A 20,660-nucleotide genomic window follows, 5' to 3' on the forward strand; every position below is an offset into this window, starting at 1 on the left:
AAGGTAGGGGCATTTTCCTATATGTATACATAATTTTTCTAATGCTGAATATTGTAACTCTAATGAAAGAGGTTTAAAATTAGCTTTATGAAGGAATAAGAAAAGGGAGTTTTTAATAATGTCTAACACTACTCAGGTCGGTCTGGCAACGCAAACCTCCTCCAACTGGGTAGGTTTTTTTCATTTGCTTGTGGTCTACATTGTTTGGGGCAGCACTTATCTTGCCATCCGTGTTGCAGTACGCGAGGGGTCTGGATTTCCCCCTTTTACAATGGGAGCTTTGCGGCTGCTGTTTGCCGGCTGCATTCTTTTACTGGGGGCATTTTTGTTCAGGCAGGCTCTCAAACTGTCCTGGCAGGAATTTAAGATTCTGGCGGTATCCGGAATCTTTCTATGGATAGGCGGTAACGGCCTGGTTATGTGGGCTGAACAATTTGCGGATTCCGGATACGCAGCCCTGCTGGTGGGCACAACCCCCATGTGGGTGGCATTGACGGAAGCTGTACTGGATCGCAAATCACCATCCAAACTTTTTGTGGTCTCGCTGTTAATTGGTTTTGCCGGAATTGCTTTACTTACGACGCCTGTGCTTAAAGAGAGCTCCCGGGCGGACGTTTTAAGTGTCATTGCCTTATTAACGGCGCCTTTAAGCTGGGGTTTAGGATCGCTGCTGCAGCGCAGGAAACCGGTTTCCTTAAGCCCTATTGTCAGTTCAGGTTATCAGCAGGTTTTCGGCGGCATCGGGTTTGCAGTACTGGCCTTTGTTCTGGGCGAACCCTCGCCCACTCCTACCGCTGAGGCCTGGTGGGCCTTTGGTTATCTGGTTGTCTTTGGTTCATTCCTGGCCTTTACTTCTTTCATTATGGCGCTCAGGCTGCTGCCCACCAGCATCGTTATGACCTATGCCTATGTCAATCCGGTGGTAGCGGTGTTTTTGGGCTGGCTTATTTTGCACGAACCCATCAATATTTGGACCTTTGCGGGCACAGCCCTGGTGCTGCTTGGAGTTGCAGGTACCTTCCGAAATCAAAAAACAAAGCCCAGAGTTCAAGACAAGACGGCAGATTATTCCTGATCAAAGGCGTTAAAGCATCAAAATACCGGTTCCCTTTAAGGGCACCGGTATTTTTGCTCTAGTTATACTCTCTGATTTTTTCCCTTAATGCCTCTCTGATTTTAGCAGCTTTACGGATGTTATTGCCAATTTCACCCTCCGGTTGACGGCTGCCGGTGGTGCCGGGGAGCCAGCTGTCGCCGTTCCCCGGTTCAGTTGGTAGTTCACCTCTGTCACCTTGATCATCGTTGGACTGAGGTATATTAGGATTAGGTAAAAAAGTAGGAATTTTATATTTTTCCGCTGCGGCGGGGTCAATACCATCTGCAGTATGCAGGGTGCAGGTATTCAACGGTGCCCGCAGGGCATAGTCTGCCACAGTGGGAGGAACTGTATAAGGCAGTTTAATGACCACCTTGGTAATACGGTCCGGGCAGTAATCGTTGGGCAGTTCACCGGTGGTGGCACAAATCTCCATCACCTGGTGCAGGTTATCCACTTCTTTAGGGACCGTTCCTTCAGCAAACAAGTCTGTCACCATGTGATCCGAAGGGGTGTTGGGACCCGGTAACAGGCCGGATTTACTGTCCACGGTGGCGGTTACGATACCTGCAGGTCTGGAAAATTGGCGAATCGGTACATCGGATAAAGCCTTGCTCATTATTTCCCGCCAAATCATGGCCGGGTAAATACCACCGTAGGCCTGGGGCATTTTCTTCGGAGAATCATGACCGATCCAGACGGCGCCAACCAGTTCCGGGGTATAACCTATAAACCAAATGTCTTTTCCGTCATCCGTGGTACCGGTTTTTCCGGCCACAGGCCTTGCTCCCAAATTCGCCCTAGTGCCGGTACCGGATTGCACAACGGAACGCAGCATATCGGTAATTAAGTAAGCAGTGGTGGCCTTCATGGCCCGTCTTTTCTCGGGTTTAAACTCGTCAATCAAGGTTCCGTCAAAACTTTCCACCCTGGTGATGGCATGGGGTTTCACATAGATACCCTGGTTGGCAAAGGCGCCGTAGGCCCCCACCATATCCAGCGGTACCACACCGGAACTGACACCGCCCAGGGCCATGGCCAGACCGTCCCGGTTGGCATCCAGGGTGGTAATGCCCAGTCCTTGAGCAAATTTTACCGCCTTTTCCAGCCCGGTTTGCTGCAGAAGCTTAATGGCCACGATATTAACGGAATGTGTTAAGGCAGTCCGCATGGTAATTAATCCCCTGAAAGTACCATCGGAGTTTTTGGGGCTGTAACTGCCAAAGCTGGTGGGTATATCATCAATGACCGAAGCAGGACCCATGCCATTAAATTCTATGGCCGGACCGTAAGCCACGATAGGTTTAATGGCGGAACCCGGCTGGCGTCCGATTTTGCGACCGTCTGCCAGTACCTGGTATTGGGTCGCCCGGTTAAGTTGTCGCTGTTGTTTATGTTCGCGCCCCCCCACAATGGCCCTTAGATAACCCGTCCCGGGTTCCATAAAGACGGCAGCTCCCTGGGGTTGGGGCAAGCCATTTTTATCAGGCGGGTAATTGGGAAAGTTTTTCGGGTTGGCCAGTGCCATTTCGGCAATTCTTTGAATTTTGGGGTCCAGGGTGGTATAGACCTTAAGACCACCCTTGTAAACCATGTCCGGACCGTATTTTTGAACTAACTTTTCCGTAACATAATCAATAAAATAGGGGTAGGGATACCTGGTGGCCTGCATCTTACTGCCGTCCGGCAGGGGCTTGGCGGCCGCCTCCTGACGCTGCTGTTCAGTAATTTTGCCCGCTTCTTTCATTCTAAGTAATACCGTATTGCGTCGGTTTAAGGCCAACTCATAATCCCTTTGCTGTTTTTCAAGGTCTTTTTGTTTGTTCTTGTCAGATTTTTGCTTGTTTAATTCACCGTCTATGGATGCCGCACCATCCAGGTAACGGGAATAAGTAGACGGAGCCTGGGGCAGACCGGCCAAAAAGGCAGCTTCCTCCAATGTCAGTTGATCTTTCTTTAAATCTTTGCCAAAATAAGTTTGGGCTGCTGATTGAATGCCATAGGCGCCTTGCCCAAAGTAAATCTTGTTCAGGTACATTTCAAAGATTTCATCTTTGGTAAAGTGCCTTTCCATCTGCAGAGTCAGTACGATTTCCTGCAGTTTTCTTTTTATACTGCGTTCAGGGGATAAATAGGACAATTTAACTAATTGCATCGTAATGGTACTAAAACCTTCACGAATTTCACCGGACGCAAGGTTTTTAAATAGAGCCCGACCTAAGCTGCGAAAGTTGATGCCATGGTGGTCATAGAAACGCTCGTCTTCGGTGGCCAGGAAGGCATCTTTCACCACCTGCGGTACTTCGTCCAGTTTAATGGGCTCTCTGTTTTCTGTGCCGATTCTGGTTACCAGATTTCCGTCCTTATCATAAATGGAGGTCGGTACCATATTTTCCAAAGACACAGGATCAAAGGCAGGCATGTCCGACAATGCATAGGCGACATACCCCAGTGAAGCAAAACCACCAATCAAAATAAAAAAGACTGCTATCAGAAAAAGTAAGCGTCCGGGTCTAAGCCTTCGGCTTTTACGTGTGGCCAAAAGTATAATCCTCCTTTATGAAAAGTAAAGGTCAACGATAACAGAATTATATCATAATTGCAGGAACTCATAACAGCGTTTTTAATTTTCTTGTCACATACTGCTAGCTCTGGTATAATTATTAAGATTTTGATAGCCTTCATCTATTATTACGTATTACGCTAAGCTAGAGCTTTTTGAGTCGTAAGGTTTTTCGAAAGGAGTTCAGTCGATGCTAGACGTCCAAAAACAGCTGGAAATCATTAAAAGAGGCACTGCGGAGATTGTTCCTGAAGAGGAACTGGTTGAAAAATTAAAGAAATCCATTGCCAATAATAAACCCCTCCACATAAAGTTGGGTCTTGATCCCACTGCACCGGACATTCATTTAGGCCATACGGTTGTGCTGCAAAAACTGAGACAATTCCAGGAGTTAGGCCATCAAGTTACGATTATTCTCGGCGATTACACCGGCCGTATCGGCGACCCCACAGGGAAATCGGAAACAAGAAAACAATTAACCGAAGAAGAGGTGCTGGCCAACGCCCGGACCTATGAACAGCAGATTTTTAAAATTCTTGACCCTGAGAAAACAAATGTGCGGTTTAACAGCACCTGGCTGGCCCCGTTAAAGTTTGAAGATGTCATCAGGCTGGCGGCCACCACCACCGTTGCCAGAATGCTGGAAAGGGAGGATTTTTCCAAGCGCTTTAAAGAAAACCTTCCTATCAGTATTCATGAATTTTTCTATCCCTTAATGCAGGGTTATGATTCCGTTGCCCTGGAAGCAGATGTAGAACTGGGAGGAACAGACCAAAAGTTTAATTTGTTGATGGGTCGCACTCTGCAAAAAGAATTTGGGCAGGAACCCCAGGTTGCCCTGATGATGCCGATTCTTGAGGGCTTAGACGGGGTAAATAAGATGAGTAAGAGCCTGGGGAATTATATTGGCATTGACGAAGCGCCCCAGGAAATGTATGGTAAGACCATGTCCATTCCCGATGAACTGATGGTGAGGTATTTTGAACTGGTTACCCCTGTTCCTCTGGAAGAGGTCAGAGCCATTGCCAGGGGTTTGGAGGAGGGAACCCTCCATCCCAGGGATGTTAAAATGCGCCTAGCCAGAGAAATCGTAACCTTTTATCATGGTGCAGAAGCTGCCCGACAGGCTGAGGAGCATTTTAAGAAGGTATTCCAAAAACGTGAATTGCCGGATGAAATTGATGAATTTGTTGTCACCGAAGACCTCTACGAAGAGGGATTGGTTTCCCTACCCAGGCTGCTTACCAAGGCCAAGCTGGCAGCCAGCAACAGTGAAGCCAGGCGGCTCGTAAAAGAAGGCGCCGTAAAGATCAACGGTGAAAAAGTATCCGACCCCAACCTGCGTTTCCAACCGGAGGATGGCATGATTATCCGGGCAGGGAAGCGCCGTTTTGCCAGACTGACACTAAAAAATTAGACAAGTTCCTATAGTTTATCACCTTTTGCTTCACCTCCACATATAGATATCATGTGGAGGTGAAAGTTTTGTTTAAAAGAAGAAGACAAGTGCCCCGGAAATTCTTTGTGTTGTTATTTCTGCTGGGCTTTACAGCCATGTTTGTATTTATAGATCGTTGCCTGCAGCCTACTTTGTTTGCCATCGCCAGGGTCAAAGCCATTCATGTGGCTACCGAGATCATGAATAAAACTGTAATGGACCACCTAGCTAAACAAAATATAGAGTATAAGGACATTGTTCAAGTTCATAAGGATTCGCAAGGTAAGATTGTCCTTGTGCAGGCGGATACCATGAAAATAAACAGGATCTCCAATGAAATAACTTTAAATATTCAGGAACAATTTCGTAATCTGGATAATGAAAGTATAGGGATTCCCGTTGGTCAACTTCTGGGTATCCGCTTGCTGGCTGCCTTGGGACCGGAACTTAATGTCCGTATGATTCCCCTGGGAGTTTTACGAGTGGACATTATCGATAAGTTTGAAGGGGCAGGGATTAACCAGACCAGACATCTCATTTGGTTGGATCTCAATTCGGAATTTCAAATTGCTATTCCTTTATATAAAGAAGTATTTAAGGTGCACACAAAGGTACCTTTGGCCCAGGACATCATCGTAGGCGATGTGCCGCCGGCCCTTGTTACACTACCCGGTGGAGTTTTAGGAAATTAGACAGGTTTGCTTGTACATTCTTGAAGGATAATCCTCCTCCTATGTGGAAATTACCGGAAGTCTCGAGACTTGATTTGTCAAAAAGATTAGTATTATTACAAAGCAATAGGGAGGAACCCCATGGTAATCTGGTATTTACTGCGGCGACTGTTTACTATGGCCGTAGCCCTGTGGCTGATTATCACCATTACCTTTGTGATCATGCATGCTGTACCGGGAGGACCCTTTGCTTCTGAGAAAAAACTGCCTGACGCCATAAAAAAGAACTTGGAAGAACGATATCATCTTAATGATCCCCTGTGGAAGCAGTATATCGATTATTTTAGCAACTTGTTGCAAGGGGACCTGGGACCGTCCTTTATTTATGAACACCAAACAGTGAACAGTATCATTAAGACTTGTTTTCCGGTTTCAGCAACCCTGGGATCCTTGGCCATCTTTTTTTCCTTAATGGTTGGGCTGTCGGCAGGCATTATGGCAGCCCTCAAGCAAAACCGGTGGGTGGACTACCTAACCATGTTTTTAGCAACCCTCTGTTTTTCGGTGCCAAGCTTTATACTCTCAGGCATATTAATGTATGCCTTTGCCTATCAACTGGGCTGGCTGCCTGCTGCCATGTGGGGGACCTGGCAGCAGGCCGTTTTACCTACCATCGCTTTATCGGCATTCCCTACAGCATTTATCGCCAGGTTGATGCGTTCCAGTATGCTGGAGGTATTAAGGCAGGATTACTTAAGAACAGCCAGGGCGAAGGGACTGTCTGAAACGACCGTTGTCTTGCGGCACGCCGTACGAAATGCTATTCTACCCGTAGTCACTTACATGGGGCCGATGGTCGCCACCATTTTGACCGGCAGTTTTGTGGTGGAATCCATTTTTGCTATTCCGGGATTAGGGCGCTGGTTTGTTTTAAGTGTGATTAACCGTGACTATACTGTCATTTTAGGCGTCACGGTGTTTTACAGTGTCCTTTTAATGCTGATGAACTTACTGGTAGACCTTGCCTACACCTTGATTGATCCGCGGATTAAAATAACGGGCAGCAAGGAGGTCTAAGAGTGGAATTATCACCAGAGCTTTTTAAAGAAAACCCGGAGGACATTAAGGAAACGGAAGAAGTAAGCATGGGATATTGGCGGGGGACATGGCACCGGTTAAAACAAAACAGATTGGCCATGGCCGGTATGGTAATCATTTTGTTTCTGATTATTCTGGCTTGCTTTGGACCCTTTTTTTCCGATTATCGCTATGACCAACAGGACTTGTTAAGCATTAATCAGGCTCCCGGCCTTACTCACTGGTTCGGAACCGATTCCCTGGGCCGGGACCTTTTTGCCAGAATAGTGTATGGAGCCAGGATTTCCCTTGCCATTGGCATCATAACCAGCCTTATTTGCCTGGTGGTGGGTGTTGCTTATGGTGGGATCTCTGGCTATGTGGGTGGCTGGGTGGATGAGATCATGATGAGATTTGTCGAGGTTCTCTCCAGCGTACCTTTTTTACTCTACTGTATCTTGTTACTGGTATTGTTGGGACCAGGGCTAAAAGGGATCTTTATTGCCCTGGGAGCAGTGTACTGGCTCAATTTAGCGCGTGCGGTCAGGGGACAGGTACTGATGCTTAAGGAGCAGGAATATGTTTTGGCGGCCCGCATGATGGGGGCCAGCGCCTGTCGAATTTTATTAAGACATATCCTTCCCAACGCAACAGGTCCCATTCTTGTAACCATAACCCTTTTAATTCCCGAGGCAATTTTTACAGAGGCTTTTTTGAGCTTTTTAGGGCTGGGGGTGTCTGCGCCTATGGCCAGCTGGGGTGTGTTGGCCAGCGAGGGACTGGAAGGCATACGTAACTATCCATGGCAGTTATTCTTTCCGTCTCTTTTTTTGTGTTTGACCATACTGGCCTTTAATTTTGTCGGGGACGGGCTGCGGGATGCTTTGGACCCCAGGGCAGAAAACAGAGTCCGGGTTGGTAATAACAACGTGAATTTAATCAAATAAAGATTGAATTATGATATAATATTGCTGTTGGTATTTTAGAAAAAAATTAAGGAGCAGAGGCATGGGCAAAAGTCTAAAGTTAGAGGACAAATTTTCTTTCTCCTGTCATGAAAAACTGGCCTGTTTTAAGAAATGCTGCCGGGACATCAATATCTTTTTAACTCCCTTTGACGTGTTACGAATGAAAAATGAATTAAAAATAACCTCAGGCGAATTTCTGACTAAATACACCCATGTCTTAAGGGCTCCACATTCGGGTTTTCCGGTTGTTATTCTTAAAATGAGGGAGGACAATCTGGTCTGTCCTTTTATTACCGATTTCGGCTGCCAGGTTTATCATGTGCGCCCGTGGTCCTGCCGCATGGCGCCGTTGGAAGTTAGAGGGGTGGGGGAGTATGGAATTGCCTTTGATAAATCCCGCTGTCACGGGCTAAATGAATCAAAGGAATGGACTGTGAAGGAATGGATGGACAACCAGGGATTGACTGCTTACGAAGAACCGGAGAAACACTTCGGTCAAATACCTTTAAAGATCAAGCTCACCGGAGATAAAGGGCTGGATCAATTTATGATGGAAATGATTTTGATTGCCTGTTATGACCTGGACAGGTTCAGAACAATACTAACAATACTAAAGAAGCACCCCTCTTTGACAGAAAACGAATCTGAAGAAAAAATAAAGGATGCCATGGATGATGACGTTGCTTTAATGAAATTTGCCTTTGAGTGGTTACCCATTCAACTAAGTAATTCTGATAAGGTTCTTAGGCTCAAAAATACAATTGTATCTTGTATGTCTTAATTAAAGAGGGCTTGCATTTAGCAAGCCCTCCGGTTTTTCTAGTGATGATCTCCGCTGGGCACTTTATCAGGCAGCCCTTCGGGCTTCCTGTAAACGCCGCGCGGTACATAATAGGTGTGCAGCAGCTTATGGGATTTTTCGCCCAGGGGTTCACCCAGGAACTCTTCGTAAATGGCTTTGATGGCCGGGTTCTCGTGCGATTTACGGATCGGCATTGCTTCGTCGGCCTTATAGATACCACCGATACGCTTGAGCCGTACTTCCAGGTTGGTTGGGATGGGCTGGCCGCCGCCGCCGATGCAGCCGCCGGGGCAGCACATAATTTCAATGAAGTGGTAATCCGCTTCACCGGCCCGGATCTTATCCAGCAGCTTGCGGGCGTTGCCCAGGGTATGGGCAACGGCAACTTTAACGTCCAGATCGCCAACCTTCAGGGTGGCTTCCTTAATGCCTTCCATACCACGAACCGGGGTCAGGTTGATATCCGGCATCGGTTCCTTAGTTATAACTTCGTAAACGGTACGTACAGCAGCCTCCATGACGCCGCCGGTGGCGCCAAAGATAACCGCGGCGCCGGTGGAGAGGCCCATGGGAGCATCGTAATCTTCTTCGGGCAGGTTTTCCCAATCGATACCGATTTCACGCAGCATACGGGCCAGCTCACGGGTGGTCAGCACAACGTCCACATCCTGGTAGCCGCTGTCTTTCAGCTCATCCCGCTGGGCCTCGAACTTCTTGGCGGTACAGGGCATGATGGATACGCTGACGATGTTGGCAGGATCAATACCTTTCTTTTCAGCATAGAAGGTCTTGACCAGGGCCCCGAACATTTGCTGGGGAGACTTACAGGTGGACAGGTGAGCCAGCAGATCAGGATAGTACATTTCAATGTACTTAATCCAGCCGGGGCTGCAGGAAGTAATCATTGGCAGCACGCCGCCTTCGGTGACGCGCTTGATGAACTCATTGCCTTCTTCAATGATGGTCAGGTCGGCCGTGAAGTCGGTATCCATGACACTGTCAAAGCCCAGACGACGCAGAGCGGCAACCAGTTTGCCGGTGCTGACGGTGCCGGGTTCCATACCAAATTCTTCGGCGATGGCTACACGAACGGCAGGGGCGGTTTGCACCACAACATGCTTGTTCGGGTCATCCAAGGCTTGCCATACTTTGTCGGTGTCATCTACTTCGGTAATGGCGCCGGTGGGGCAAACCAAGGAGCACTGGCCGCACATGGTGCAGTTTACATCCATAAGACCCTGATTAAAGGGAGGAGCAACGATGGTTTCAAAACCCCTATTCACAGCGCTGATGCACTTGACGCCCTGTACCTTTTCACAAACGGCCACACAACGGCGGCACAGGATGCACTTACGGGGATCACGGACAATTGAGGGCGAAGAGTTATCAATATCGTCCTTGCTGTGGCTCTGGGCCGGTCTGACAAAACGGATTTCCTTCAGGCCCATGGCTTCGGACAGGGATTGCAGTTCGCAGTTATTGTTGCGCAGGCAGGTATTGCACTCCTGCGGGTGGTTGGATTGAATCAGTTCCAGGGTCATTTTGCGGGACGCCCTGACTGCTGCGGAATTGGTTTTAACAACCATTCCTTCAGCAACGGGGGTAACACAGGCAGCCTGGAGGGCCCGGGCGCCTTGTACTTCGACCACGCAAATACGACATGCTCCAATGGCATTGATATCCTTCATATAGCAAAGGGTGGGAATATTAATGCCAATTTTTTTTGCAGCTTCTAAGATCGTTGAACCCTGTTCAACCTCAACTTTTATATTATCAATGGTTAGTGTTACGGTTGCCATGCCTTTTCCCCTCCTATCCACTAGGATTTTAGGCCTTTGCGGGGCATTTTACAAACGCCGGCCGGGCAGGTTTTATCCTTAATGTGCGCTTCATATTCATCACGGAAATAACGCAGGGTGCTGAGGACGGGGTTCGGAGCGGTTTGACCCAGGCCGCACAGGGCAGAAGCCTTGATGGAGTTGGCTAGTTCAATTAACAGTTCCAAATCGCCTTCCTTGCCTAACCCCTTTGTGATGCGCTCAAGAATTTCCAGCATTCTCTTGGTACCGATACGGCAGGGGGTACATTTGCCGCAGGATTCGTCCTGGGTAAAGCCCAGGTAGAACTTCGCCAGGTCAACCATACAGGTTCCTTCATCCACAATAATCATACCGCCGGAACCAACAATAGAACCAAGGGCTGCCAGGTTTTCATAATCAATAGGAGTATCCAGATAAGCTGCCGGAATGCAGCCGCCGGACGGACCACCGGTTTGGGCAGCCTTAAAGGCTTTACCGCCTGGGACACCGCCGCCGATGTCTTCCACCATTTCCCGGAGCGTAATGCCCATTGGCACTTCTACCAGACCGGTATTGGTAATCTTACCGGCCAGCGTAAAGACCTTGGTGCCTTTACTCTTTTCGGTGCCCATGGAAGCATACCAGTCGCCGCCGTTAATAATGATGGGGCAAATGTTGGCCCAGGTTTCGACGTTGTTAATAACGGTAGGTTTACCGAACAAACCGGAAACAGCCGGGAAGGGGGGGCGTGGACGGGGCTCGCCGCGCCGACCTTCGATGGAGGCCAGCAGGGCGGTTTCTTCACCGCATACGAAGGCTCCGGCACCTACACGGATTTCAATGTCAAAACTAAAATCGGTACCCAAAATGTTGTTGCCAAGCAGGCCAACTTCTCTGGCCCGGTTGAGGGCTTTGGTGAAGTGCTCAATGGCCCTGGGATATTCCAAACGAATGTAAGCGTAACCTTTGTTGGCGCCAACGGCGAAACCGCCAATGGTCATGGCTTCGATGACGGAATAGGGGTCATCTTCCAGAACCGAGCGGTCCATAAAGGCGCCCGGGTCGCCTTCGTCGCCGTTGCAGACGATATATTTCTGGTCAGCCTTTTGATCCAGCACAAATTGCCATTTGACCCCGGTGGGGAAGCCGGCGCCGCCGCGACCACGCAGACCGGATTTCTTAACTTCATCCACCACCTGCTGGGGAGTCATTTCCTGCAGGACTTTGGCCAGCGCTTTATAGCCGTCCATGGCAATGTATTCTTCAATGGAGGTCTGGTTGATCAGACCGCAGTTGCGCAGGGCATTGCGCTTTTGCTTTTTAAAGAAAGTCATGTCGGACTTGCGGGGCTGAACAGACCCGTCAGCCGCATGGTAGCAGAGGCGTTCTACATACTTACCCAGCTTCAGGTGGGAAGTAACAATTTCTTCAGCATCCTCGGGTTGTACGCGGCAGTAGTAATATCCTTCGGGGAAGACGGTGATCACGGGACCCATTTCACAGGTACCCATGCAACCGGTTACGACGACCTTTACGGTGTCCTGCAAACCATGGCTGTCAATGGCCTTCCGGAGAGCTTCCAGGGTATTTTGACAACCAATTGATATACATCCGGTACCACCGCAAACCAGCACATGGTATTTATAATTGTCGGAGGGCTCTTCGCCCAGGCGTAATTTAATAGCTTCCTTAGCAGTTGCTCTTAATAATTCGAGTTCAGCAAAATTCATATATTTCACCTCCCTGGAGGTTTTATTCGTATTTAGCCAGTACTTCAGCTACTTTTTCGGCAGTCATGCGCGGATAAACTTCGCCGTTTACCGTCATAACCGGCGCAATACCACAGGCGCCCAGGCATCTTACCAGATCCAAGCTAAAGCGGCGGTCTTCTGTGGTGTTGCCGGCTTTAATGCCCATTTCTTTTTCCAGCATGGCTTGCACTTCGGGAGCGCCCTTCACGTAGCAAGCAGTTCCCAGACACAGGTTGACGGTATGTCTGCCTCTGGGACGGAGGCTGAAGGCTGCATAAAAGGTGGCCACCCCGTATACGTCACTGAGAGGAACACCTAATTCCTCAGCTGTTTTAATGAGAAGGTCCTTCGGCAGATAACCGTGAGTCTCTTGGATGGCGGCCATTACCACAATCAGACCGTTGGGATTGCCCTTGTATTGAGCAAACAGGGCATCCAGTTTATTATCCTGTTCACAATGGCATTTGCACTCTGCACCCATGCGATGGTTCCTCCTTTCGTCGGAAGCGCATATTTTTTACAACTACCTGTTTGTACACCTTGGCTTGATGGATTGCGAAGGCCTGTACTGCTAATTCGTGGAAAGAAAGGTAGCGTGTCTTTGTATTTCTTTTGCTACCCCCATCAAACCCCTGAAAACAATTGCAAATCAAGAAGAGTCATAAATTATTTTTGATACCACCACCTTCCAATAAATACCTGGATTACCTAAACTATAACGAAATTAATTAGCGAATAAAAGAGGACAAGCAAAAAAATTATGGTCTGGTATTGAAAATTTATGATAAAAGATTTAGAATATGACCTTTTCGTGTAGAGAACTTTTGCTGGTTGAACAACATTGAGGGTGGATTGAGTTAAGAAATGCTGATCAGTTGACCGTATAGATCAAAAGAGGGTTTTAATTCCGGATATTCCTTGGTAATCATAAAAATAAGTTGATCATAAGCATCGACACATGGTTCAAACTTTGGTAAATGAAAGCTACTTTCGTTGGTAATGGAGTATTTGGCAATACTTGAGATGATCATTTGCCCGTTGACCAGTTGTTGTGTACCCAACCGTCACACCTCCATTCCCTGCATAATATTCTAATGTTTTCCTACGGTGAAAACCGTCTGAAATATGACATAATTGAAAATTTAATTAGACAAGTTTAATTACTTAAAACATTATAAATATTCAAACAATTAACTACAATAATTCTAACCTAGAACGTTCGGGAGCGTCAAGTGGTTTTAAGGTGATTTTAAAGCAATTTTTCGACAATAAACAATCCCGGTGAAGAACCAAATCATTAAAATAAGAATGAGTAAAATAATAAATGGTGGAGTTAAAAATACTCCACCATTACCTTTTTACCTTTTTTCTTGAGCAAATCCACCAGTTCCCTGGCAAACCGGCTCTTCACTATGGGTTTTGCCGGCAAACTGAGGCTTCGCTGTGATTTATTGAACGCCATACCAATTAAAAAGGAGATGGAGTCAGCCTCTAACAAAGCGGCCACCAGCAGGCCGGCATCCTTATTATCAGCGGGCAAGGCCTCTAAATGGTCCTTTAAAAGGATGTCCAGCGCCTGGCTTAAAATTAATGTGCCGTCTGTAACCAGCACCAGGCCTGTAACATCGGAGAGTGTTTGGCTGTTGGGCAAGTAGCGGGAAACCATATTGGCCGTACTGGCGCCGCAAATGATTTTTTTACCCGGCTCGGCTAAAAACATGGACACCATTCTTTCATCATCTTCTGGATATTTTGCCGGTCCAATGAGCAAACAGAGATGTTTTTCCATCATTTATCATCACCAAATGTATTTTAACATAAAAAAGAAGGTGCTAACCACTGTTAGCACCCGGAAACAATCATTTTTTGCAGGTTACAAACAGGTACTGCAGTTGCAACCGCAGTTTGCTTTAATGGCTTCCATGACATTCTCTGCCTTTACGTTTTGGATCTGGCTGTTCACCTTCACGGAAACACCGTCGCCGCAGCTTTCAAGACAGAATACACCCTTCACCTTGACAGGCAGGGCAAGGAGTTTTTCCACCACTGCCAGAGAGCCTTTCTTTAAGCAGCCTTCGCCCAGGCAAACGGTAATTTCGGGGCCTTCACCGTCTTTAATAAGGATTTCGTTGCCGGCAATGCGTTTTTTAGGACGGTAATGGGTATGCAGATCATGGTGTGTTTCATGGTTGCAGCAACCGCCCCAGTACTTTTCGAAAATCTTATCCAGGTCCTCGTTGTCCTGGGCCTTGTGCAGAACCAATTTAGCATCAATATTATAAATCTCCCTGGCCCGGGCTTGACGGCGTTCACCGTCGTTCTGGAAAGGCTGTCCGCCGCCGCCGACGCAGCCGCCGGGGCAAGCCATGACCTCCACGGCATGAACCGTCAGTTCGCCGGACTGGATTTTCTTAATCAGTTCTTCAGCTGCTGCCAGGCCGTTGACCACAGCCAGGGTTAACTTGTTGTCACCGACATTGATGCTGGCTATCTTGGTATCTTCCATACCCCTGGTAAACTCTACGTCAACCCGTCCTTCAGCGTTAAGCAGTTTGCCTGCTACATATCGAACCACAGACTCCATGACGCCGCCGGTGGTACCGAAAAGGACGCCGGAACCGGTGGTCTGCTGCATGGGTTGGTCGAACTCGGAATCTTCCAGAGCATCGAAAATGATGCCGGCTTCTCTGAACATACGGGCTGCTTCCACGGTTGTTAAAACAGCGTCTACATCATAGGAGCCTTCGGTCATGAATTCCGGCCGCCTGGCTTCGTATTTCTTGGCGGTGCAGGGCATGATGGAGACCACAAACATGTCCTCCGGTGCGATACCCAGGTCTTTTGAGTATTTCTTCTTTAATACCGAACCGAACATCTGCTGCGGTGAGCGGCAGGAGGACAGATTATTCAACAGTTCGGGATGGAATTCCTCGGCATATTTTACCCATCCGGGGCAGCAGGAGGTAAAGAGCGGCAGGTTTTCACCCTTGACCAAACGTGCTAAGAATTCATTGGACTCTTCAACGGTTGTCATATCTGCGGCGAACGCTGTATCAAAAACCTTGTTGAAACCGATTCTGCGCAGGGCAGCAACAATCTTACCGGTGACATCAACGGAACCCAGGCCGAATTCTTCGCCCAGAGCAGCCCGGGGTGCCGGGGCAATTTGGCAGACTACGGTCTTCTTGGGATCGCGGATGGCTGCCCAGACCTCTTCAATAGCAGAAGAATTGGAAGTCAGAGCGCCACAGGGACAGACGGCAATACACTGGCCGCAGTTAATGCAGGAGGATTCAGCCAGGGGCTGGTCCATGGCGGCCACGATTTCGGTACGGGAGCCGCGGTTTTTGAAGTCCCAAACGCCGATGCCCTGTTTTTCCTTGCAAACCCGCACACAGAGGCCGCACAGGATGCATTTGTTAGGATCGCGGACCACCGACAGGCTGGAAGTATCCAGCGGAGCCTTAACGGTGCGGCTGGGATAACGCAGCCGTTTGATGCCGTAGTCATTGGCATATTTTTGGAGTTTGCAAGCGCCGCTGGAGTCACAGGTGGTGCACTCACGGTCGTGGTTGGCCAACAATAATTCAAGAACCATTTTACGTACTCTGTTAACCCGCTCGGAATTGGTATAGACCACCATGCCGTCGACAGGAGCGGTGGAGCAAGAGGCCTGAATGCCCATCCGTTCAATTTCCACTACACAGAGGCGGCAAGCGCCGGCAATGGTCAGTTCCGGGTGGTAACAAAGGGTAGGGATATCGATACCGGCCTTACGTGCTACAGCCAGAATATTTTTCTCATCGGTAAAATCTATTACTTGTCCGTTAATGGTTATTTTACCACTCATCACGTCACGCCCTTTCTCTCAATATTCAGGTACTACCTGATCATGATGGCTCCAAACTTACATTTCTCCATGCAGGCGCCGCACTTGAGGCAAAGCTCTACATTGATAACGTGGGGCTGCTTTTTGTCACCGGTAATGGCACCGGCAGGACATACTCTGGCACAAACAGTGCAACCTTTGCATTTTTCAGGATCAATGTAGTATTCTTTCAGAGCCTGGCAAGCACCGGCAGGGCACTTTTTATCCCGGACGTGTGCGATGTACTCATCACGGAAGTAACGGAGAGTGGTGAGGACCGGGTTAGGAGCAGTCTTACCGAGACCGCAAAGGGAGCCGTCTTTAACATTCTGGGCCAGTTCCTCCAGCAGAGCCAGGTCTTCCTCGGTACCTTTACCCTCGGTAATCTTGGTTAACAAAGCCAGCATTTGCTTGGTGCCCTCGCGGCAGGGAACACATTTGCCACAGGATTCGTTTTGTACAAAGCCCATAAAGAACTTGGCTGTCTCAACCATACAGGTATCGTCGCCCATCACCACCAGACCGCCGGAACCGATCATGGCGCCGACCTTCATGAGCTCATCATAATCCAGGGGCAGATCCAGTTTTTCTTCGGTTAAGCAGCCGCCGGAGGGACCGCCGATTTGAACGGACTTGTATTTTTTCCCCTCCCGCAAACCGCCGCCGATATCAAATACGATTTCCCGCAGGGTCATACCCATGGGAACTTCCACCAGACCGGTGTTTTGGATCTGACCGGCTAGGGCAAAGGTCTTTGTACCGGCGCTGCCAGGTGTGCCAAAGCCTTTGAACCATGCGGCGCCGTTCATAATAATGGCGGGCAGGTTGGCCAGTGTTTCTACGTTATTAATAACGGTAGGACAGCCCCACAGACCTTTAACGGCAGGGAAGGGAGGACGGGGACGGGGCATACCGCGCTCACCCTCGATGGAAGCGATCAGGGCAGTTTCCTCACCGCAGACGAAAGCGCCGGCGCCCTCCTTAATGTGAATCTTAAAGTTGAAATCTGTGCCTAAAACGTTTCTACCCAGTAAGCCCAAGGCTTCTGCGTCGGCAATGGCCTTGCGCATGCGCTTGATGGCTAGCGGATATTCGGCGCGGGCGTAAATATAACCTTCGTCCGCTCCGATGGCAAAACCGGCAATCATCATGCCTTCCAGCACCGAGTGGGGGTTGCCTTCCATAACGGAACGATCCATGAAAGCGCCCGGGTCGCCTTCGTCACCGTTGCAGATGACGTATTTTTTGGGGCCCGGTTGGGCAGCGGCAAAGGACCACTTGCGACCGGTGGGGAAACCGCCGCCGCCACGGCCGCGCAGACCGGAATCAGAAACTTCTTTAATGACTTCTTCGGGTTTCATACCGGTTAAAATTTTGGCAATGGCCTGGTAACCGCCATGGGCAATGTAGTCATTGATATTATCGGGGTCGATACGACCGCATTCTTTCAAAGTAACCCTTACCTGGCGCTTATAGAAAGGAATCTCGTCCTGGGTTTTCACTTTTTCCCCGGTGTTCGGATCCACGTAAAGCAAACGGTTAACAATGCCGTTATTCACAATTGTTGTTTCAACAATTTCTGCACAGTCCTCTTGCTGAACTTTGCAGTAAAGCAAACCGGAGGGTTCAAAGCGTACCAGGGGACCCATCTGGCAGAAGCCATGGCAACCGCTGATGCTTACGCCTATGCCTTCATGACTGACTTCTTTCACCAGGTCAACTTCGGCCAGCAGACCTTTTTCAGCAATAAGATTTTTTAAACTTTCATATACCTTCAGCGACCCATTGGCTACACAGCCGGTACCGGCACAGACCAAGATGCGCATTTTTTGGTCGGCCAGTGCAGCTTTGGCTTTTTGTTGCAGCTTTAATAAATCTTCTCGTGACTTAAGCATCTATGGTCCCCCCTTAGTTTTCACTGGCAGCGTTTGCCAATTTTTTAATAATTTCTAAGATTCCGTCCGGCGTCATTTGCCCGTGAACTTCCTCATCGGCTACGACAACCGGGGCCAATCCGCATGCCCCTAAGCAGGAGACAGTCTCAACGGTAAACATGAGGTCGCTGGTGGTGGGATTGTCCGGCGTAAGGGATAACTCTTTACGGAGCGCCATCATAATCGGTTCGGAACCCCGCACGTGACAGGCGGTGCCGTCACAAACACGGATCACATATTTGCCTTTAGGAATAAGGGAAAACTGGGCATAGAAAGTTGCCACACCCAATACAGTGGCAGGGGAAATACCCATGGCAGTGGCTATGTACGTCAGCGCTTCTTTTGGAAGATATCCATATTCTGCTTGGGTCTCCTGAAGTATGGCGATAAGGTGAGAAACCTTACCTTCATGTGAATCGATAATTTGCTGTAGTTTTAAGAATTTTATATCTCTGTTCTCCATCATAAACCCCCCTTTGGTGTAGGAAACCACTTGAACATCTGCTAAAAATTCAACGACGCAACCTGAAGCAAATTCTGGAATATCACCTCTTTTCTAAAAAATAAAAACTAGTTTTAGAAAAGGAAAGTTTTAATTTTCTTAAAATAATTTAACTATTTAAGGTGAAAATTTGACTTTCCCTAAATAGCAACAATTTATAATCTTGTCTTTATTTTTAGACAATTGGTTAGACAGTTAGAAAGCTTCTTAGAAAAGCGGGTTTATTATTCAAAACCCTAACATAAACTTCCGGAAACCAGTAAAATCAAGGTATAATGGATGTAGGCGCAGGGTTTTTGCCTAAATTTTTACTAAATCTCAAAGATTCTGAATATATTATAGGCTTGCAAATAATTCCTTGTCAATTAAAGATTCTCATTTCTTGATGAAAACCGCTTAATAAATTGTACAAATAAATAAAATAGTATAACTTAATTAACTAGTGAAAATATATGAACAAGTCAGGCAATAAAAAAAATTAATACAATTCAAATAGCTTCTGTTTGTGAAGTTTTTCTTCATTTTGTTTTGGTTTGCGCCCGGCGTGACGGATATGATATTATGAATTTATCAATGGCCTAGGGGGGCTTGTCTATAGTGATGAAGGACTTAGCAGACAAACTGACACTGTGGATAAAAGAAGAAGTACAAAAGGCGGGTGCCCAAGGTGCAGTTGTTGGATTAAGTGGTGGTATCGATTCTTCCTGTGTTGCTGCACTCTGCAAAAGAGCTTTTCCGGATCATGTTCTGGGTGTGATCATGCCTTGTTACAGCAATCCACAAGATGCAGAAGACGCCAAGTTAGTGGCGGAGACCTTATCGGTTCCCTATGAAGAAGTGGTCCTTAATGAACCCTTCGATTGGTTTGTCCGCCGTTTTACCGGACAAGACTATGACTTGCATAGCTGTGATTTGGCCATTGCCAATATAAAGCCCAGGTTAAGAATGATTACCTTATATTACCTGGCGGCCAGGCATAATTATTTAGTCGTGGGAACAAGCAACAGGGCCGAACTGGTGGTGGGGCACTATACCAAATATGGCGACGGCGGGGTAGACCTCCTGCCCATTGCCAATCTGGTTAAATGCCAGGTGAAGGAACTGGCCAGAGAGTTGGGAATTCCCCGGCGGATCATTGATAAAGCACCCTCCGCCGGTTTATGGTTTGGTCATTGCGACGAGCAGGAAATGGGTGTCACCTATAAAGACCTTGACCGTTATATCCTTACCGGAGAAGCTCCCGAACCCGTTAAGAAAACCATTCAGACATTGGAAAAGAAAAGAGCGCATAAGAGGTATATGCCGCCAATCCCGCCAATGTTTTAAACGAATAGAAACCTAATGAAAGCTGGGTGCATCCAGGAGAGTCTGGTATGAACCGGGCTTTTTTCGAGAAAGAGGGGTTTTTTCATGTCAGGACATTCTAAATGGTCAACCATTAAACGTAAAAAGGCCAAAATTGATGCTCAGAGAGGAAAAATCTTCACCAAAATATCCAAAGAAATTATCATTGCCGCCAGAAACGGCGGACCGGATCCGGTGGGTAACATGCGTCTGAAGGCCGCCATTGAAAAGGCCAAGGCTGCCAACATACCCAATGAAAATATTCAGCGGGCCATCCAAAAGGGCGTCGGCGGTGGCGAAGGAGCTAATTTTGAAGAATTCACCTATGAAGGTTACGGGCCCGGCGGTGTTGCCATATTGCTTTATGTAGCCACGGATAATCGCAACCGCACTGCCGGAGAAGTTCGGCATATTCTTTCCAAACATGGCGGCAACCTTGGTGAAACCGGTTGTGTGAGCTGGATCTTTAAAGAGAAAGGCGTCATTATCGTTGACCGTCTGGAGGCCAATATCAGTGAAGATGATTTAATGCTGGCGGCCCTTGAAGCCGGTGCAGAGGATGTGAAGGCGGAAGAAGACAGTTTTGAAATTACCACCGCACCGGAATACTTTGAAAATGTGAGATCCGCCTTGGCTGAACAAGGTATTCCCATCGCCGATGCGGAAATCACCATGGTGCCCCAGACCACCGTAAAGCTGCAAGGCGAAGAGGCGGAAAAGATGGTCAGGATGATTGACTTGTTGGAAGACAATGACGATGTGCAAGCCGTCTATACCAATTTTGAAATGGAAGGATAAGATGGTTAAAGCCGGGGTTACACCCGGCTTTTTTACGTCATTTCCCAGG

At 48.0% G+C, this 20,660-nt stretch carries 17 protein-coding genes; 8 read left to right on the plus strand and 9 right to left on the minus strand.

Annotated features, from left to right (window positions below):
- Nucleotides 1–118 precede the first annotated feature (118 nt).
- Nucleotides 119–1,075 carry an EamA family transporter gene (locus BUB67_RS00875; protein ID WP_084127606.1) on the plus strand — a complete coding sequence of 319 codons (957 nt, stop codon included), beginning with the start codon at nucleotides 119–121 and terminating at the stop codon, nucleotides 1,073–1,075.
- A gap of 58 nt (nucleotides 1,076–1,133) precedes the next feature.
- Here the strand turns inward: BUB67_RS00875 and BUB67_RS00880 are convergent, their stop codons facing one another.
- Nucleotides 1,134–3,638 (minus strand): transglycosylase domain-containing protein, encoded by a 2,505-nt coding sequence (locus tag BUB67_RS00880; protein ID WP_073234219.1) that lies wholly within the window; start codon nucleotides 3,636–3,638, stop codon nucleotides 1,134–1,136.
- Nucleotides 3,639–3,849: 211 nt separating this feature from the next.
- Between BUB67_RS00880 and tyrS the strand changes: the two genes are divergently transcribed.
- The 5 genes from tyrS to BUB67_RS00905 all read left to right on the plus strand — a co-directional run bounded on the left by tyrS (nucleotide 3,850) and on the right by BUB67_RS00905 (nucleotide 8,594).
- Nucleotides 3,850–5,076: a tyrosine--tRNA ligase gene (gene tyrS / locus BUB67_RS00885; protein ID WP_073234221.1), complete on the plus strand. Its 1,227-nt coding sequence runs from the start codon at nucleotides 3,850–3,852 to the stop codon at nucleotides 5,074–5,076.
- A gap of 59 nt (nucleotides 5,077–5,135) precedes the next feature.
- Entirely contained in the window at nucleotides 5,136–5,789 is a 654-nt protein-coding gene (yunB, locus tag BUB67_RS00890; protein ID WP_238456901.1) for a sporulation protein YunB, read from the plus strand.
- A gap of 120 nt (nucleotides 5,790–5,909) precedes the next feature.
- The gene (locus BUB67_RS00895) at nucleotides 5,910–6,845 is read left to right on the plus strand and encodes an ABC transporter permease (protein WP_073234226.1); all 936 of its coding nucleotides are present in this window, start codon (nucleotides 5,910–5,912) and stop codon (nucleotides 6,843–6,845) included.
- Nucleotides 6,846–6,847: 2 nt separating this feature from the next.
- Nucleotides 6,848–7,792 carry an ABC transporter permease gene (locus tag BUB67_RS00900; RefSeq protein WP_073234229.1) on the plus strand — a complete coding sequence of 315 codons (945 nt, stop codon included), beginning with the start codon at nucleotides 6,848–6,850 and terminating at the stop codon, nucleotides 7,790–7,792.
- Between the two features lie 61 nt (nucleotides 7,793–7,853).
- Nucleotides 7,854–8,594, plus strand: coding sequence for a YkgJ family cysteine cluster protein (locus BUB67_RS00905; protein ID WP_073234232.1), 741 nt, complete (start codon nucleotides 7,854–7,856; stop codon nucleotides 8,592–8,594).
- A 38-nt stretch (nucleotides 8,595–8,632) separates the two neighbouring features.
- Here BUB67_RS00905 and BUB67_RS00910 read toward each other — a convergent pair whose 3' ends face one another.
- The 8 genes from BUB67_RS00910 to nuoE (BUB67_RS00945) all read right to left on the minus strand — a co-directional run bounded on the left by BUB67_RS00910 (nucleotide 8,633) and on the right by nuoE (BUB67_RS00945) (nucleotide 18,430).
- Nucleotides 8,633–10,414 (minus strand): NADH-dependent [FeFe] hydrogenase, group A6, encoded by a 1,782-nt coding sequence (locus BUB67_RS00910; RefSeq protein ID WP_073234235.1) that lies wholly within the window; start codon nucleotides 10,412–10,414, stop codon nucleotides 8,633–8,635.
- Nucleotides 10,415–10,434: 20 nt separating this feature from the next.
- Nucleotides 10,435–12,144, minus strand: coding sequence for an NADH-quinone oxidoreductase subunit NuoF (nuoF, locus tag BUB67_RS00915; RefSeq protein WP_073234238.1), 1,710 nt, complete (start codon nucleotides 12,142–12,144; stop codon nucleotides 10,435–10,437).
- Between the two features lie 22 nt (nucleotides 12,145–12,166).
- Complete coding sequence (gene nuoE / locus BUB67_RS00920; RefSeq protein ID WP_073234241.1) at nucleotides 12,167–12,646, minus strand: NADH-quinone oxidoreductase subunit NuoE; 480 nt, start codon at nucleotides 12,644–12,646, stop codon at nucleotides 12,167–12,169.
- A 376-nt stretch (nucleotides 12,647–13,022) separates the two neighbouring features.
- Nucleotides 13,023–13,226 carry a hypothetical protein gene (locus BUB67_RS00925; RefSeq protein ID WP_073234245.1) on the minus strand — a complete coding sequence of 68 codons (204 nt, stop codon included), beginning with the start codon at nucleotides 13,224–13,226 and terminating at the stop codon, nucleotides 13,023–13,025.
- 272 nt (nucleotides 13,227–13,498) lie between these two features.
- Entirely contained in the window at nucleotides 13,499–13,957 is a 459-nt protein-coding gene (locus BUB67_RS00930; protein ID WP_073234248.1) for a phosphatase, read from the minus strand.
- 81 nt (nucleotides 13,958–14,038) lie between these two features.
- Entirely contained in the window at nucleotides 14,039–16,015 is a 1,977-nt protein-coding gene (locus BUB67_RS00935; RefSeq protein WP_073234250.1) for a [FeFe] hydrogenase, group A, read from the minus strand.
- 32 nt (nucleotides 16,016–16,047) lie between these two features.
- Nucleotides 16,048–17,928, minus strand: a complete 1,881-nt coding sequence (locus BUB67_RS00940) for an NADH-quinone oxidoreductase subunit NuoF (RefSeq protein WP_073234253.1) — start codon at nucleotides 17,926–17,928, stop codon at nucleotides 16,048–16,050.
- Between the two features lie 13 nt (nucleotides 17,929–17,941).
- Nucleotides 17,942–18,430: an NADH-quinone oxidoreductase subunit NuoE gene (gene nuoE, locus BUB67_RS00945; RefSeq protein ID WP_073234258.1), complete on the minus strand. Its 489-nt coding sequence runs from the start codon at nucleotides 18,428–18,430 to the stop codon at nucleotides 17,942–17,944.
- A gap of 636 nt (nucleotides 18,431–19,066) precedes the next feature.
- Between nuoE (BUB67_RS00945) and nadE the strand changes: the two genes are divergently transcribed.
- On the plus strand, nucleotides 19,067–19,795 hold the full coding sequence (nadE, locus tag BUB67_RS00950) for an NAD(+) synthase (RefSeq protein WP_073234261.1): 729 nt from the start codon (nucleotides 19,067–19,069) through the stop codon (nucleotides 19,793–19,795).
- A gap of 84 nt (nucleotides 19,796–19,879) precedes the next feature.
- Nucleotides 19,880–20,611 carry a YebC/PmpR family DNA-binding transcriptional regulator gene (locus BUB67_RS00955; RefSeq protein WP_073234264.1) on the plus strand — a complete coding sequence of 244 codons (732 nt, stop codon included), beginning with the start codon at nucleotides 19,880–19,882 and terminating at the stop codon, nucleotides 20,609–20,611.
- The last annotated feature ends 49 nt before the right edge of the window (nucleotides 20,612–20,660 follow it).

It is taken from the genome of Desulforamulus putei DSM 12395 (genome assembly GCF_900129195.1).
Lineage (GTDB): Bacteria > Bacillota > Desulfotomaculia > Desulfotomaculales > Desulfotomaculaceae > Desulfotomaculum > Desulfotomaculum putei.

Excerpts from the sequence above, each read along its gene's own strand:
- BUB67_RS00875 (WP_084127606.1), top strand. The coding sequence starts at position 119 with ATGTCTAACACTACTCAGGTCGGTCTGGCAACGCAAACCTCCTCCAAC.
- tyrS (WP_073234221.1), top strand. The coding sequence starts at position 3,850 with ATGCTAGACGTCCAAAAACAGCTGGAAATCATTAAAAGAGGCACTGCG.
- BUB67_RS00895 (WP_073234226.1), top strand. The coding sequence starts at position 5,910 with ATGGTAATCTGGTATTTACTGCGGCGACTGTTTACTATGGCCGTAGCC.
- BUB67_RS00905 (WP_073234232.1), top strand. The coding sequence starts at position 7,854 with ATGGGCAAAAGTCTAAAGTTAGAGGACAAATTTTCTTTCTCCTGTCAT.
- BUB67_RS00910 (WP_073234235.1), bottom strand. The coding sequence starts at position 10,414 with ATGGCAACCGTAACACTAACCATTGATAATATAAAAGTTGAGGTTGAA.
- nuoF (WP_073234238.1), bottom strand. The coding sequence starts at position 12,144 with ATGAATTTTGCTGAACTCGAATTATTAAGAGCAACTGCTAAGGAAGCT.
- nuoE (WP_073234241.1), bottom strand. The coding sequence starts at position 12,646 with ATGGGTGCAGAGTGCAAATGCCATTGTGAACAGGATAATAAACTGGAT.
- BUB67_RS00930 (WP_073234248.1), bottom strand. The coding sequence starts at position 13,957 with ATGATGGAAAAACATCTCTGTTTGCTCATTGGACCGGCAAAATATCCA.
- BUB67_RS00935 (WP_073234250.1), bottom strand. The coding sequence starts at position 16,015 with ATGAGTGGTAAAATAACCATTAACGGACAAGTAATAGATTTTACCGAT.
- BUB67_RS00940 (WP_073234253.1), bottom strand. The coding sequence starts at position 17,928 with ATGCTTAAGTCACGAGAAGATTTATTAAAGCTGCAACAAAAAGCCAAA.
- nuoE (WP_073234258.1), bottom strand. The coding sequence starts at position 18,430 with ATGGAGAACAGAGATATAAAATTCTTAAAACTACAGCAAATTATCGAT.
- BUB67_RS00955 (WP_073234264.1), top strand. The coding sequence starts at position 19,880 with ATGTCAGGACATTCTAAATGGTCAACCATTAAACGTAAAAAGGCCAAA.